The organism is Klebsiella sp. KTE92, from assembly GCF_000398905.1.
GTDB classification, from domain to species: Bacteria; Pseudomonadota; Gammaproteobacteria; order Enterobacterales; family Enterobacteriaceae; genus Klebsiella; species Klebsiella variicola.
The window spans coordinates 1,691,309-1,706,043 of the sequence record NZ_KB976100.1; the positions used below are offsets into that span (position 1 = coordinate 1,691,309).

10 protein-coding genes are annotated in these 14,735 nt (G+C 54.7%); 5 read left to right on the top strand and 5 right to left on the bottom strand.

Annotated features, from left to right (window positions below):
• Positions 1-44: 44 nt before the first annotated feature.
• From A1WC_RS17270 to A1WC_RS17255, 4 genes are all read right to left on the bottom strand, one after another.
• On the bottom strand, positions 45-1,235 hold the full coding sequence (locus tag A1WC_RS17270; RefSeq protein ID WP_008805871.1) for an amino acid aminotransferase: 1,191 nt from the start codon (positions 1,233-1,235) through the stop codon (positions 45-47).
• A gap of 187 nt (positions 1,236-1,422) precedes the next feature.
• Complete coding sequence (ompK35, locus tag A1WC_RS17265) at positions 1,423-2,502, bottom strand: porin OmpK35 (RefSeq protein WP_008805872.1); 1,080 nt, start codon at positions 2,500-2,502, stop codon at positions 1,423-1,425.
• 591 nt (positions 2,503-3,093) lie between these two features.
• Complete coding sequence (asnS, locus tag A1WC_RS17260) at positions 3,094-4,494, bottom strand: asparagine--tRNA ligase (RefSeq protein ID WP_012542310.1); 1,401 nt, start codon at positions 4,492-4,494, stop codon at positions 3,094-3,096.
• 175 nt (positions 4,495-4,669) lie between these two features.
• Positions 4,670-5,131 carry an Lrp/AsnC family transcriptional regulator gene (locus A1WC_RS17255; RefSeq protein ID WP_032691349.1) on the bottom strand — a complete coding sequence of 154 codons (462 nt, stop codon included), beginning with the start codon at positions 5,129-5,131 and terminating at the stop codon, positions 4,670-4,672.
• 311 nt (positions 5,132-5,442) lie between these two features.
• Here A1WC_RS17255 and dpaL point away from each other — a divergent pair, with 311 nt between their 5' ends.
• The 4 genes from dpaL (at position 5,443) to A1WC_RS17235 (ending at position 10,514) form a co-directional block, all read left to right on the top strand.
• Positions 5,443-6,654 (top strand): diaminopropionate ammonia-lyase, encoded by a 1,212-nt coding sequence (gene dpaL, locus A1WC_RS17250; RefSeq protein WP_016160574.1) that lies wholly within the window; start codon positions 5,443-5,445, stop codon positions 6,652-6,654.
• Positions 6,655-6,776: 122 nt separating this feature from the next.
• On the top strand, positions 6,777-8,066 hold the full coding sequence (locus A1WC_RS17245) for an aromatic amino acid transport family protein (protein WP_016160575.1): 1,290 nt from the start codon (positions 6,777-6,779) through the stop codon (positions 8,064-8,066).
• A 24-nt stretch (positions 8,067-8,090) separates the two neighbouring features.
• On the top strand, positions 8,091-9,329 hold the full coding sequence (locus tag A1WC_RS17240; protein WP_016160576.1) for a Zn-dependent hydrolase: 1,239 nt from the start codon (positions 8,091-8,093) through the stop codon (positions 9,327-9,329).
• Positions 9,330-9,347: 18 nt separating this feature from the next.
• Positions 9,348-10,514 (top strand): M20 aminoacylase family protein, encoded by a 1,167-nt coding sequence (locus tag A1WC_RS17235; protein ID WP_016160577.1) that lies wholly within the window; start codon positions 9,348-9,350, stop codon positions 10,512-10,514.
• Between the two features lie 42 nt (positions 10,515-10,556).
• Here the strand turns inward: A1WC_RS17235 and pncB are convergent, their stop codons facing one another.
• Positions 10,557-11,759, bottom strand: coding sequence for a nicotinate phosphoribosyltransferase (gene pncB / locus A1WC_RS17230; RefSeq protein WP_032691145.1), 1,203 nt, complete (start codon positions 11,757-11,759; stop codon positions 10,557-10,559).
• Between the two features lie 325 nt (positions 11,760-12,084).
• Here pncB and pepN point away from each other — a divergent pair, with 325 nt between their 5' ends.
• Entirely contained in the window at positions 12,085-14,700 is a 2,616-nt protein-coding gene (gene pepN, locus A1WC_RS17225; RefSeq protein ID WP_008805875.1) for an aminopeptidase N, read from the top strand.
• The last annotated feature ends 35 nt before the right edge of the window (positions 14,701-14,735 follow it).

Below are 14,735 nucleotides of genomic sequence, written 5' to 3' on the forward strand. Positions count from 1 at the left end.
ATTCGCGGCCTTTTTCTTTTATCTCGCTTAGAGCACGCTGTCGCTTACAGTACTGCGACGATGGCTTCGCACAGCGGCGCCATATTGTCAGGCGTCATCCCGGCCACGTTGATACGTCCGGAAGCAACCGCATAGATGGCGAACTCTTCACGCAGGCGCAGCACCTGCTCTTTAGTCAGGCCGCTGAATGAGAACATGCCGTTCTGCTGGCTGATAAAGCTGAAGTCGCGGCTCGCGCCTTTCTCCTGCAGGGTGTTGACGAACAGCAGGCGCATACGCTGGATGCGCTGGCGCATATCGGTCAGCTCCTGCTCCCAGATCGCACGCAGCGCATCGTTGCTCAGAATGGTGGCGACCACGGAGGCGCCATGCGCAGGCGGGTTGGAGTAGTTGGCACGGATCACCGATTTCATCTGACTGAACGCGCGGTCCACGGTCTCCTGATCGGCGGCGACCAGTGTGCAGGCGCCGACGCGCTCGTTGTACAGGCCAAAGTTTTTCGAGTAGGAGCTGGCGACCAGCAGCTCTTTGTGCAGCGCAGCAAAGGCGCGCAGCCCTTCAGCATCTTCTTCCAGACCGCGGGCGAAGCCCTGGTAGGCGAAATCAAACAGCGGGAGCCAGCCTTTTTCCACTGACAGCTGCGCCAGCTGCTGCCACTGGTCGAGCGTCGGATCGATTCCGGTCGGGTTGTGGCAGCAGCCGTGGAACAGCACCACGTCGCCGGCCTGGGCTTCGGTCAGGCTGGCCAGCAGACCCTCAAAGTCCAGCGCATGGTTAGCGGCGTCGTAGTAGGTATATTCGCGCACTTCCAGCCCGGCAGAGGTAAACACGCTCTTGTGGTTCGGCCAGCTTGGGTTGCTCACCCACACGCGTTTCACGTCGGTGTTTTTGGCGAGGAAGTCAGCCGCGACACGCAGAGCGCCAGTACCGCCAGGGGTCTGCGCAGTGCGGGCGCGTTTATCAGCGATAATCGCATTGCCTTTACCGAACAGCAGCTCCTGGGTGCAGCGACCAAATTCAGGAATACCATCGATGCCCAGATAGTTTTTAGTCGTTTCATTTTCCAGCAGGTACTGCTCTGCTTTCTTGACGCTGGTCAGAACGGGTGTTTTACCGGTTTCATCCTTGTAAACACCAATTCCGAGGTTAATTTTTTCAGGGCGGTCATCGGCACGAAACAGATCGGCCAGACCTAAAATCGGGTCGGCTGGGGCGGCGGTAATGTTCTCAAACATGACGAGGTTCCATTGTGATTACTGAAGGGAAATCCGCTATCAGGTTAACGGGAGAATAACGAATTGCCAACCGTTTGCGACAAAAAGCGAGAAGGTTTTCGAAAGATACGATCTTTGCCTCACGAATACAGAAAAGCAGGACCGAAGTCCTGCTTTGAAGGCATATCACGAAGGGGTGTACTGCAGATTAGAACTGGTAAACGATACCCACGGCCGCCTGGTCGTCGGTGGCTACGCCAGCCGCTTTGGTGTAATCGTTGTCGTCCAGCTGGTTGAATTTATACGCAGCGTAGACGTTCATGTTCTTGTTGAAGTAGTACCAGGTACCCACTTCGATGTATTTAACCAGATCCGCATCGCCGCCGGAGAAGCCAGCACGTGACTGCAGGTCTTTACCTTTGGTCTGCACGTAACCGATGGACGGACGCAGGCCGAAGTCGAACTGATACTGTACGACAGCTTCAAAGTTCTGGGTTTTGCCCGCGAAGTGGTTATCTTCTTCCGGAGTCATGTTGTAGGTCTGAGAGTACATGACCGCTGCATAGACGTTGTTGGCGTCATATTTTGCAGAGGTTGCCCAGGCTTCGGCTTTGTCGCCATTGCCGTCAGCTTTCTGATCGACGCTACGGTTGGAGCCGGAGTAGCCTGCAGACAGTGCGATACCGTTGTCGAACGCGTAAGTGGCTGCGGTGCTGAAGCCGTCGCCATTCTGCTTGCGAACCGCACGGTCGTGGTCGTTTTTACCCTGGTACTGCAGCGCGAAGCTCAGGCCGTCAACCAGACCAAAGAAGTCAGAGTTACGGTAGGTTGCCACGCCGTTGGTACGGCCGGTCATGTAGTTGTCGGTGTAGTTCCAGCCGTCGCCGCCCCATTCAACCAGCATATCGGTTGCTGCTTCGACGTCGTAGATCGCGCCGTAGTTACGGCCGTAGTCGAATGAACCGTATTCGCCCGCTTTCAGACCCGCGAACGCCAGACGGGTTTTCGTCGGCTGGGAACCTTCAACATTGGACGCATCCATGTTGTATTCCCACTGGCCGTAACCGGTCAGCTGATCGTTGATCTGAGTTTCGCCTTTCAGGCCGATACGGGCATAGGTGGTATCGTCGCTGCTGGTGTCGCCATTGGTGGTCCAGACGTGCTCGCCGACCATTTTCCCATAGAAGTCCAGTTTGTTGCCGTTTTTGTTATAGATTTCTGCAGCGTTGGCTGCACCGGCTACCAGCAGGGCAGGGATCACCACTGCCAGAATATTGCGCTTCATCATTATTTATTACCCTCATTAATATTTTTTATATGAACACGTGCCACTGCCGTCAATAAGTTCTGTCAATAAAAACTTACAGAACCATTGATGAGAGTTTGGTGTCTGAAGGCATCTTTCCATCCGCGACAACGTTTCGCTAGCCGGAAAATGCTACGAATATCTCATATGAGTAACAAAACGAAAAATCATGTAACTAAATGTGTATTTTGGGGAACTTTGTGAACTTAATCAAAATTCCGTTCCACCTGATGAGGTAAAACGTCATTGCTTATCTATCTATATGAATTATTTATGATTAATTTGGATAAGCGGCAATTCGTTCATTTTATGTGTTGAATTCGTCTTCTTTTTATTCAGCCTCTGTCTTGGCAAGACGTGCGGCACATGGTTAAAAAATGAGCAAATTTATCAGGGGTTTTGCTCTGATATGAACATAAAGTGCGATCTGCATCACCGGTGTGCACCGAAACAGTGCGTAACATAAATGTGATTTCCAGGCCTTGATGTTTAAGTTTGTTGAATTTTGCTAACAGTAATTGACATAAAAAAAGGCCAGCTTGCGCTGGCCTTTCAGGTTTATGTCAGAAAAATTTAGAATGTCGCGTTGCGCGGGGTACGCGGGAACGGAATGACATCGCGGACGTTCTGCACGCCGGTGACGTAAGCGATCAGACGTTCGAAGCCCAGACCGAAGCCGGAGTGCGGTACGGTGCCGTAGCGGCGCAGGTCGCGATACCACCAGTAGTCTTCTTTGTTGAGCCCCATCTCTGCCATACGCGCGTCCAGCACGTCGAGACGCTCCTCACGCTGGGAACCACCGATGATCTCGCCGATGCCCGGCGCCAGCACGTCCATTGCCGCGACGGTTTTACCGTCTTCGTTAAGGCGCATGTAGAAGGCCTTAATGTCTTTCGGATAGTTTTTCACCACGACCGGCGCTTTGAAGTGTTCTTCAGCCAGATAACGCTCGTGCTCGGAGGAGAGATCCACGCCCCAGTAAACCGGGTTCTCAAACTGCTTGCCGCAGTTTTCCAGGATAGTGACGGCATCGGTGTAATCCACCTGAGCAAAATCAGCGGAGACGAAACGCTGCAGACGGTCGATAGCGTCTTTGTCTACGCGCTCGGCGAAGAACTGCATGTCATCCGCACGCTCTTCCAGTACCGCCTTGAAGACGTACTTGAGCATCGCTTCCGCCAGACCAGCAACATCGTTCAGGCTCGCGAAGGCGACTTCCGGCTCCAGCATCCAGAACTCCGCCAGGTGGCGGCTGGTGTTGGAGTTTTCGGCGCGGAAGGTTGGGCCGAAGGTGTAGATTTTCGACAGTGCGCAGGCATAGGTCTCGCCGTTCAGCTGGCCGGATACGGTCAGGAACGACTCTTTACCAAAGAAGTCTTTATCGAAGTCGACTTTGCCCTGATCGTTACGCGGCAGGTTTTCCAGATCCAGCGTCGACACGCGGAACATTTCGCCGGCGCCTTCGGTATCGGAAGCGGTGATCAGCGGGGTGGAAACCCAGAAGAAGCCCTGTTCGTCGAAGAATCGGTGCAGCGCCTGCGCCAGGGTATGACGCACGCGAGCTACCGCGCCAATCAGGTTGGTGCGCGGACGCAGGTGCGCTACTTCACGCAGATACTCGATGCTGTGGCGCTTGGCCGCCATCGGGTAGGTGTCCGGGTCTTCCACCCAGCCGGTGACTTCCACGCTGGTCGCCTGGATCTCAAAGCTTTGACCCTGGCCCTGGGAAGCCACGACTTTACCGGTGACAATCACCGAGCAACCGGTGGTCAGACGCAGCACTTCCTGATTGTAATTGGGCAGAGAATTATTAATAACGGCCTGTACAGGATCAAAGCAGGAACCGTCATAGACGGCGAGGAATGAAAAGCCAGCTTTAGAATCTCGGCGGGTACGCACCCATCCGCGGACCGTGACTTCGCTGTCAACGGCAACGCGGCCCTGGAGTACGTCGGCTACAGGCACAACGCTCATAATAATCTCTCTATGTAGTCCAATAAAAAAGTCTCTTCCCCCTACAGCGGGGGGATATCTATGTTACCTGTCATCTTCCATCAGACAAGTAGATTTCGCACAGGGAAGGGTGGATTTCGGAAATAAATACACCTCCGGGGCGTTCTTTGGCTCCCCATTTCGACTTTTACACGACTTACTCGATAATGACCGTCATTTCCTGCTTCGCATTTTGCATCGACACGATGGTCTGGAAAGACTTGATATTTCCCGAGGCAAAAAAGAGTTCACGGGTTAGCGCTTCGTATTCCGCCATATCACGGACGTTGATCACGAGCAGAAAATCGAAGTCGCCAGTGACATAGTAGACCTGCTGCACTTGCGGACAGGTTACGAAACGCTGTTTATCTTCCTCAAGCAGATCGAGACGTTCATTCTCAATGGTCACCTGCACCATAATGGTGATTGGTCTTCCCACTTTACTGGCGTCCACTAAGCTAACACTGCCTTTAATCACCCCTGCATCCTCCAGTGCAGCGATACGCCGATTGACTGCCGAAGGAGACAGGCAGATCCGATCGGCGATCTCCCGTTGCGACAAGCGATTATTACGCTGCAAGAGCGTAAGAATTTTTTTATCCCATGCGTCAAGTTTCATCATATATCTCGTCCTGCAAGCCTGTGATCAACCTCACTAATGCAACGTTGTTGCGTGAGAATGATAAAACAGAGTGAAAATTGCGGCGAGATGGGCAACTTTGCGCCAATTAACCGCCGGGCGCAGTGTACCATCACAGGCAGTGGGAAAGCGGTATATCGCGACAAAAAGCCTCTCACATTCTGACTTAACCAATTTAAAGCGACCGTCCTGTCTCAGGCCGCACGGATCCGTGCACCCGTCGTTTAGGCGGAATGGTCGCAAATAACGTTATCGTCGCAGGACGATATGAAAATAGAGGTGCCTGAATAGTGGACACAATTAAATATCAACTTAACGCCCGGCGGCAGCCCTATGGCCATGGAGCAGACTTGAGTCTGCTGAATGAAAGCGTGGGGAACGAAGTGCTGGCATTCCATCAAAAATTTCCTGATTACCGGGTCACGCCGCTGCGTAAGCTGGAATTTTTAAGCCAGCGGCTAGGGCTGGGATCGATCCATATAAAAGATGAAGCGCAGCGATTCGGTTTGAATGCGTTTAAAGGACTAGGCGGGTCCTATGCGATGGGGAAATATCTCGCCGCTCTGCTTGAGCGAGATATTAATACGTTGAGCTTTGCCGAGCTTAATTCACCAGTGATTAAGGCGCGTATCAAGGACATCGTATTTGTGACTGCTACCGACGGTAACCACGGACGTGGCGTGGCGTGGGCGGCTGAGCAGCTTGGGCTGCGTGCGGTGGTGTATATGCCAAAGGGCTCGTCGCCGGTACGCGCGCAGAATATTCGCCGGCATGGCGCCGAATGCACGATTACTGAACTGAACTACGACGACACAGTTCGGCTGGCGGCCAAAACCGCGCGCGAGCAGGGATGGGTTCTACTCCAGGATACCGCCTGGCAGGGCTACAAGCAGATCCCCACATGGATCATGCAAGGCTATACGACCCTCGCTGTTGAAATCTGGCAGCAACTGGCAGAAAGCGGAGCGCCGATGCCGACGCATCTGTTTTTACAAGCCGGGGTCGGGTCGTTTGCCGGTAGCATCATGGGATATTTCATCGAAAAGATGCAGCAGCAGGCTCCCACCATCATCATCGTTGAGCCGCACAAGGCGAACTGCCTGTATCGCTCGGCAACCATTAATGACGGACTGCCGCACAGCGTCGGCGGGGATATGTCAACTCTGATGGCCGGGCTTGCCTGTGGTGAACCTAACATCACCAGCTGGCCAATGCTCCGCGACCATGCCACCTGTTTTATTTCCGCCGACGATTGTCTGGCCGCCAATGGCATGCGCCTGTTGGCCGCTCCGCGACCAGGTACTGACGAACCTTTTGTCTCCGGGGAATCCGGCGCTATTGGCACAGGAGTGCTTTATGCGCTGATGACTCAACCGGCGTATCGCGAGCTTGCCGAATCGCTGCGCCTGAATGCCGATGCACAGGTTCTGTTAATCAGCACGGAAGGAGATACATCACCCGATGTCTATGAAGACATCGTCTGGTTTGGCCGTAATGGTTGAGCGCTATCGACAATAACAAGGGGGCCATCTTACCTACCCTACAAGCCCTCGGTATGACAAGCGTTCTGACTCATAACGAAAACATACGCGCTTTCGCGTCATGCATAGAGAGAACCTGACCGATGAATACTGAAAATATAATTATCAATAAAGGATATTCCGATCCCGCAAAGTGGCATAGCGAAGATACCGTTTGGGTCCTTGGCCTGTTCGGTACCGCCATTGGCGCTGGGGTGCTGTTTCTGCCGATTAATGCCGGAATTGGCGGCTTCTGGCCGCTGCTGATTGTTTTTGTCCTCGCTTTTCCTATTACTTATCTGGCTCACCGCGGTCTGGCGAGATTCATTTACTCTTCCAATACGCCGGAAAGCAGTATTACCGATGTTATTGGCGAGCATTTTGGCGCGCTGGCGGGAAAAGTATTTACCGTCATCTATTTCTTCGCCGTCTATACCATCCTGATTATGTATGCGGTGGCTATCACCAACACCGCGCAGAGCTTTATCACCCACCAGTTGGCAATGGCCGAGCCTCCCCGGTCGCTGGTGGCCATCGTTCTGATCCTCGGGCTGATGTTTATCGTCCGTTTCGGACAGCGTGTGATAATGCGGGTGATGAGCACCCTGGTTTATCCCTTCATCATCTCGCTTATTTTTATGGCACTTTTTCTGATTCCGCACTGGAACGGCGCAATTTTGCAAACCGTAAACTTCAGCGCCACGGGCGATGGGCAGGGGATCATGTTATCCCTCTGGATGACCTTCCCGGTACTGGTGATGTCGTTTAACCACTATCCCATCATTTCGCCGATGGTGGTGCGCCAGAAGCAGCGTTACGGTCTGGCGCTCGCTGAGGGTAAATGTGCGCAGATCCAGCGCTACGGTATCCTGCTCATGACGGTGGTGGTGCTGTTTTTTGTTCTCAGCTGCGTGTTAAGCCTGTCGCCGCAGCAACTGGCGGAAGCCAAAGCCCAGAATCTGTCGATTTTGTCCTATCTGGCCAATCAGTACGATACACCGATTATTGCCTGGCTATCGCCGATTATCGCCTTTGTCGCTATTACTAAATCATTTCTTGGCCACTACATCGGCGCCTATGAATCGCTGCGCGACCTGATTCTGGAGGCCGCCGCGGCACGCGGTAAAAAACCTGGTATTCGCCTCGTCGACGCGGTCATCCTGGTGTTTATGGTGCTTACCTGCTGGTTCTCCGCGTACAAGAACCCCAGTATCCTCGGTATTATCGAATGCATCAGCGGTCCCACCGGGGCGGCAATTCTGCTGCTGTTGCCTATGTACGCCATTCATAAATTACCGGTGCTTGCCCCTTGGCGCGGTAAAGCGAGCAACGTTTTCGTCACCCTGATTGGGCTTATCACCGTATCTGCCATTTTTTACGGCATGTTCCAATAACCACCATTATTAGCGAGATGTTTTATGAGTCATTATCTGCAGATTAACGGCCAACGGCTTATCGATTCCCTGTATGCACTTGGCGAACATGGTGCGCTGCCAGGCGGCGGCGTATGCCGCCTGGCAGCGACTGCCGAAGATAAAGCCGGCAGGGACTTTGTTGTAGCCCGCATGAAGGCGCTGGGCCTGAGCGTGTCAATTGATGCTATCGGCAATGTCACCGGCGTTTATCACGGCGAGGAGACTTTGCCGATGGTGATGATGGGGGCACATATCGATACCGTCGCCACAGGTGGGTTATACGATGGCAACTACGGCGTTATGGCCGGCCTTGAGGTGATTGCCACCCTCAAGGATGCCGGGATCCGCACACGACGACCGTTGGCGGTAACCTTCTTTACTAACGAGGAGGGGGTGCGATTTCAGCCCGATATGATGGGCAGCGTGGTGTTTGCCGGCGAGTATCCGTTGGCGCAGGCGCTCGCGGCAAAAGATCTCGACGGTATCACGCTCGATGAAGCGCTGCGTAACATTGGTTATAAAGGCGAACGTCAGCCGGGAGATATGGCGGTAGATAGCTACGTTGAGCTGCATATCGAACAGGGACCAATTCTTGATAAAGAGCAGATTGATATTGGCGTGGTTACCGGCGTGCAGGGTATTTCGTGGCAGGAATTTACCCTGAGAGGCGTATCGAATCATGCGGGTACTACCCCAATGTCCATGAGACGTGATGCCGGGCTGGCGGCTGCGAAAATCGCTGTTTTTGCCCGTGAGCTGGCGCTAAGCTTTGGTGGTAATCAGGTAGCTACCGTTGGACATTTCAGCGTGAAGCCTAATCTAATCAACGTCATTCCCAACCATGTCGTCATGTCAGTGGATCTCCGCAATACCGATAATGCGATCTTATGTCTGGCGGAGCAGCAATTGGCCGAATTTGTCGCGAAAACGTCGCAGGAAGAGGGCGTGGAGATAACCAGCCGCTCACTGGTGCGCTTTAATCCGGTCATTTTTGCCGATGAGATCGTCAATGCGGTGGAAGCCGAGGCGGAGCGTCAGGCGCTCAGTTACCGACGTTTGCCAAGCGGCGCCGGACACGATGCACAATTTATGGCGTCGGTATGTCCCGCCGGGATGATTTTTGTCCCCTGCGTCGATGGCATTAGCCATAACGTCAAAGAACATAGCGCAGCCAAAGATCTGATTGCTGGCGCCAATGTGCTGCTGCAGGTGGTTTTACAGCGCGCCCAGCGTATGGACTAATGTTTACAGGAGCAGAGAATGAATCAGCAACAGCTAAAGCAGCAGCTTATCGCCTGGCGTCACTATTTGCATGCCCATCCGGAAAGCGCCTTCGAGGAGCAGAATACTTCACGGTTTATTGCCGAAAAGCTCGAGGCTATGGGCATTGAGGTGCACCGCGATATTGGCAAAACCGGGGTGGTGGGGAGATTGAAATGCGGCGACGGGAAGGGCGTTATTGCTATTCGTGCCGATATCGATGCCATTCAATTGACCGAACAGGGAGACTGGTCTTACCGCTCCATGACCGCCGAGCGGATGCACGGCTGCGGACATGATGGTCATACCTGCATTGCGCTGGGCGCGGCGCAGTTGCTATTGCAGCGGCAGAATTTTAACGGCACGGTCTGCTTTGTTTTTCAGCCTGCTGAGGAACCTGGCTATGGCGCCAGAGCGATGATGGACGATGGCGTTATTGAACGCTTTGGCATAGAGGAAATCTACGGTCTGCATAATATGCCGGGTATGAAAGCCGGGACTATCGCCACGCGAGTCGGTGGCATTATGGCCAGTGAAGATAACTTTATTATTCGTATTAAAGGGCAGGGAGCGCATGCGGCGCGGCCGCATATGGCGAAAGATCCGCTGGTCATTGCGGCGGAAATCACCCTGGCTTTGCAGACAATTGTTTCGCGAAATGTTGATCCGAACGTGCCAGCGGTGATTTCCTGTACTGAACTGCACACCGATGGCATCCGCAATGCGATTCCGACGCACGTCGAAATCAAAGGGGATACGCGCAGCTTTGCACCGGAGGTGCAGATGCTGCTCGAAGAACGAATGCGTACCATTAGCGAAGCGATTTGCGCGATGCACGGTGCGACGTGCCAGTTCAGCTATACCCATGAATTTGCGCCAACGGTGAACTGGCCGCAATGCGTTGATGTGGCGGTCACCGCTGCGATTAACGTGGTAGGGGCTGAGAAGGTGGACGGCAACGTCGCACAGATGATGATTTCGGAGGATTTTGGCGCTTTTCTGCAAAAAATCCCCGGCTGTTTCATCTTTTTAGGCAACGGCGATAGTTCAGATGCTCAGGGCAATACACCGTTGCATAATGCCTGCTACGACTTTAATGATGAGATATTGCTAACTGGCGCGGAGTATTTTGCCGAGGTCGTCAGAACCCGTCTGCCGCAGGAGTGATATTGATTGGCCCGATAGCAGAATGCCGTCGGGCCATGTTTTTTAGCTCGCCTTTTTAATCGGCGGCAGGTCGAACGCCTCGCGCAGGGCGCGGACGAAGGCCTTATCGTGGCAGATGGTTTTCCCCGGGCTGTCGGAGAGTTTCGCCACCGGTTTGCCGTTACATTCCACCAGCTTAATCACGATATTGAGCGGTTTAACCTGCGGCAGATCGCAGGTTAAACGGGTGCCGATACCAAAGCTCAATTTCACCCGCGAGGCGAAGTGGCGATACAAATCGACCGCTTTGGCGAGATCGAGATTATCGGAGAAGACCAGCACTTTGCTCAGCGGATCGATGCCCAGCTTCTGATAATGGGCGATGGCTTTTTCACCCCATTCCACCGGGTCGCCGGAGTCATGGCGCAAACCCTGATAGCGGGTAGCGAATTCCGGACCAAAATCGCGCAGGAACGCATCCATGGTGATGCAGTCGGTCAGCGCGATGCCCAGCTGGTCGGGATACTCTTCCAGCCAGGCGGCAAGGGCCGCCCGCTGGCTGCTGGCGAGGTTCGGGCTGATCTGCTGGTGGGCCTGGAACCATTCGTGCGCCTGGGTGCCCATCGGGGTTAAATGTAAACGACGAGCCAGATCGTAATTGCTGGTGCCGACAAACCACGGCTCCTGCTGCAGACGTTGCACAATGGCCTCTTGCACTTCGCGTGAAAAACGACGGCGGGTGCCGAAGTCCATCAGGCGGAAGGCGCGCATATCGAGGCCAGCGGTCATGCTGGCGAAGTCGCCTAGCTTATGTTCCAGCGTGTTCAGCGCCTGATCGACGCCCATTTCTGGTGAACGATAGCGATGGACCAGCTCGCTTATCACCGCCAGCAGCGGGACTTCCCACATGATGGCTTCACGCCACGGGCCGGTAAGGCGAATGTTCAGCTTGCCGTTGTCATTGCTGACCGTGACCTGGCGCGGGTCATAGCGAAAATCGCGCAGCCAGTCGAGATAATCCTGGCGGAAAAAGGGAAGGGTGGACAACCAGTGATATTCATCATCCCGCAGTCTCAGGTCGCGCATGGACTCCACCTGCTCGCGGATCGCGTCGGCATAAATGCCGAGAAGGTCGTCTCCGCGGCAGCGAAACTCCGCCGCCACATGCACATCGCCGTAGCGGTGGAAGACAGCCTGCTGCATGTGCAGCTTGTAGGCATCCGTATCAAGCAGCGAGTGCAGTACAGGAGAAGTGAATTGTGTCATGGTGCGCAGTAGCATCCTCTCACTGGAGCGTTCCATCCAAACCAACGCGAAAAAGGAGGCGGAGTATACCTTTATTACCCGGCTCTGTCCCGCGATGGCGAGCGATGGCGACGCTGACGGTCATTTGCGAGGCCTAGTTTAATATATTGAACATGGATCACACCACAAGCTTTGCGTCGGGTCGAGGGCATTTCGTGCCGCGCGTGTTAACAAAATGTAGCGGTTTTCGTGTTTCACATTGAAAAGATGAAGATTCTGCATAGCGCGATTGACACAACGGGAATAGACTGGGACGACACTTTACCCAAGATGCGAAAGGTTTTTTATGACACAACAGCCCCAAGCCAAATACCGCCACGACTATCGTGCGCCGGAGTATCTGATTAGCGATATCGATTTGACCTTTGACCTGGATGCCGCAAAAACCGTCGTTACGGCCGAGAGCAAGGTCTCCCGCCACGCGGCTGCGTCTGATGTGCCATTGCGCCTCGACGGCGAAGATCTGACCCTGATCGCGCTGCAAGTGAACGGCCAGCCGTGGAGTGACTATAAAGAAGAAAACAATCAGCTGGTGATCGGCGGTCTGCCGGAGCATTTCACCCTGACCATCGTCAATGAGATCAGCCCGGCGGCGAACACCGCGCTGGAAGGCCTGTATCAGTCAGGCGAAGCGCTGTGTACTCAGTGCGAAGCGGAAGGTTTCCGCCATATTACCTGGTACCTGGACCGCCCGGACGTGCTGGCGCGGTTTACCACCAAAATCATCGCCGACAAAGCGAAATACCCGTTCCTGCTCTCCAACGGCAACCGCATGGCGCAGGGAGAGCTGGAGAATGGCCGTCACTGGGTACAGTGGCAGGATCCGTTCCCGAAACCGTGCTACCTGTTTGCGCTGGTGGCCGGTGATTTTGACGTCCTGCGTGACACCTTTACCACTCGCTCCGGTCGTGAAGTGGCGCTGGAGCTGTACGTCGATCGCGGCAATCTCGACCGCGCGCCGTGGGCAATGACCTCGCTGAAAAATTCCATGAAATGGGATGAGGAGCGCTTTGGGCTCGAGTACGACCTCGACATCTATATGATTGTCGCCGTCGACTTCTTTAATATGGGCGCGATGGAGAACAAAGGACTCAACGTCTTTAACTCCAAATATGTCCTGGCCCGTACCGATACCGCCACCGATAAAGACTATCTTGATATCGAGCGGGTGATTGGTCATGAGTATTTCCATAACTGGACCGGCAACCGCGTCACCTGCCGCGACTGGTTCCAGCTCAGCCTGAAAGAAGGGCTGACCGTGTTCCGCGATCAGGAGTTCAGCTCCGACCTCGGCTCACGGGCGGTTAACCGCATCAACAATGTGCGCACCATGCGCGGGCTGCAGTTTGCCGAAGACGCCAGCCCGATGGCGCACCCGATCCGCCCGGATATGGTTATCGAAATGAACAACTTCTACACCCTGACGGTTTATGAAAAGGGTGCCGAAGTGATCCGCATGCTGCACACCCTGCTGGGTGAAGAAAACTTCCAGAAAGGGATGCAGCTGTACTTTGAACGCCATGACGGCAGCGCCGCGACCTGCGATGATTTCGTCCAGGCGATGGAGGATGCCTCTAACGTCGATCTGTCACACTTCCGCCGCTGGTACAGCCAGTCCGGTACGCCAATCGTCACCGTGCATGACGACTACAATCCGGAAACCGAGCAGTACACGCTGACCATCAGCCAGCGTACGCCGCCGACCGCCGAGCAGGCCGAGAAACAGCCGTTGCATATCCCGTTTGCCATTGAGCTGTACGATAACGAAGGCAAGGTGATCCCCCTGCAGAAGGGCGGCCATCCGCTGCACCCCGTGCTCAATGTAACTCAGGCCGAGCAGACTTTCGTCTTCGATAACGTCTATTTCCAGCCGGTGCCGGCGCTGCTGTGCGAATTTTCAGCACCAGTGAAACTGGAATATAAGTGGAGCGATCAGCAGCTCACCTTCCTGATGCGCCATGCGCGGAATGATTTCTCGCGCTGGGATGCGGCGCAGAGCCTGCTGGCGACCTACATCAAGCTGAACGTCAACCGTCATCAGCAGGGACAGCCGCTGTCGCTGCCGGTACACGTGGCGGACGCCTTCCGCGCCATCCTGCTGGACGAGAAGATTGACCCGGCGCTGGCCGCCGAGATCTTAACCCTGCCGTCGGCCAACGAAATCGCCGAGATGTTCGCCATTATCGATCCGATCGCCATCGCCACCGTGCGCGAAGCGCTCACCCGCACTCTGGCGAACGAACTGGCGGACGAATTCCTCGCGGTTTATCACGCCAATAAACTCGACAGCTACCGGGTGGAGCACGCCGATATTGGTAAGCGTGCCCTGCGCAATACCTGCCTGCGCTATCTGGCGTTTGCGGAGCCAACGCTGGGCGATAAACTGGTGTCGGCGCAGTATCACCAGGCGGATAACATGACCGACGCGCTGGCTGCGCTGTCGGCAGCGGTTGCCGCCGAGCTGCCGAGCCGCGATGCGCTGATGCAGGAGTATGACGATAAATGGCATCAGGACGGTCTGGTGATGGATAAGTGGTTTATCCTGCAGTCCACCAGCCCGGCGGCCAATGTGGTGGAAACAGTGCGTGGTCTGCTGAATCACCGTTCATTCAGCATGAGCAACCCGAACCGTGTGCGGTCGTTAATCGGCGCTTTCGCCAGCAGCAACCCGGCGGCGTTCCATGCTGAAGACGGCAGCGGCTACCAGTTCCTGGTGGAGATGCTGACCGAACTTAACCAGCGCAACCCGCAGGTGGCGTCGCGTCTTATTGAGCCGTTGATTCGTCTGAAGCGTTATGATGAGAAGCGACAGGCGCTGATGCGCGCTGCGCTGGAGCAGTTAAAGGGGCTGGAGAATCTCTCCGGCGATCTGTTCGAGAAAATCAGTAAGGCGCTGGCGTAACGGTGGCAAAATCCCCGGTTGCGCTCTCGCTTACC

Bases quoted from the DNA above. Each gene is read 5' to 3' on its own strand.
- A1WC_RS17255 (WP_032691349.1), bottom strand. From the start codon at position 5,131: ATGAAACTTGACGCATGGGATAAAAAAATTCTTACGCTCTTGCAGCGT.
- A1WC_RS17235 (WP_016160577.1), top strand. From the start codon at position 9,348: ATGAATCAGCAACAGCTAAAGCAGCAGCTTATCGCCTGGCGTCACTAT.
- asnS (WP_012542310.1), bottom strand. From the start codon at position 4,494: ATGAGCGTTGTGCCTGTAGCCGACGTACTCCAGGGCCGCGTTGCCGTT.
- ompK35 (WP_008805872.1), bottom strand. From the start codon at position 2,502: ATGATGAAGCGCAATATTCTGGCAGTGGTGATCCCTGCCCTGCTGGTA.
- A1WC_RS17270 (WP_008805871.1), bottom strand. From the start codon at position 1,235: ATGTTTGAGAACATTACCGCCGCCCCAGCCGACCCGATTTTAGGTCTG.
- pncB (WP_032691145.1), bottom strand. From the start codon at position 11,759: ATGACACAATTCACTTCTCCTGTACTGCACTCGCTGCTTGATACGGAT.
- pepN (WP_008805875.1), top strand. From the start codon at position 12,085: ATGACACAACAGCCCCAAGCCAAATACCGCCACGACTATCGTGCGCCG.
- A1WC_RS17245 (WP_016160575.1), top strand. From the start codon at position 6,777: ATGAATACTGAAAATATAATTATCAATAAAGGATATTCCGATCCCGCA.
- A1WC_RS17240 (WP_016160576.1), top strand. From the start codon at position 8,091: ATGAGTCATTATCTGCAGATTAACGGCCAACGGCTTATCGATTCCCTG.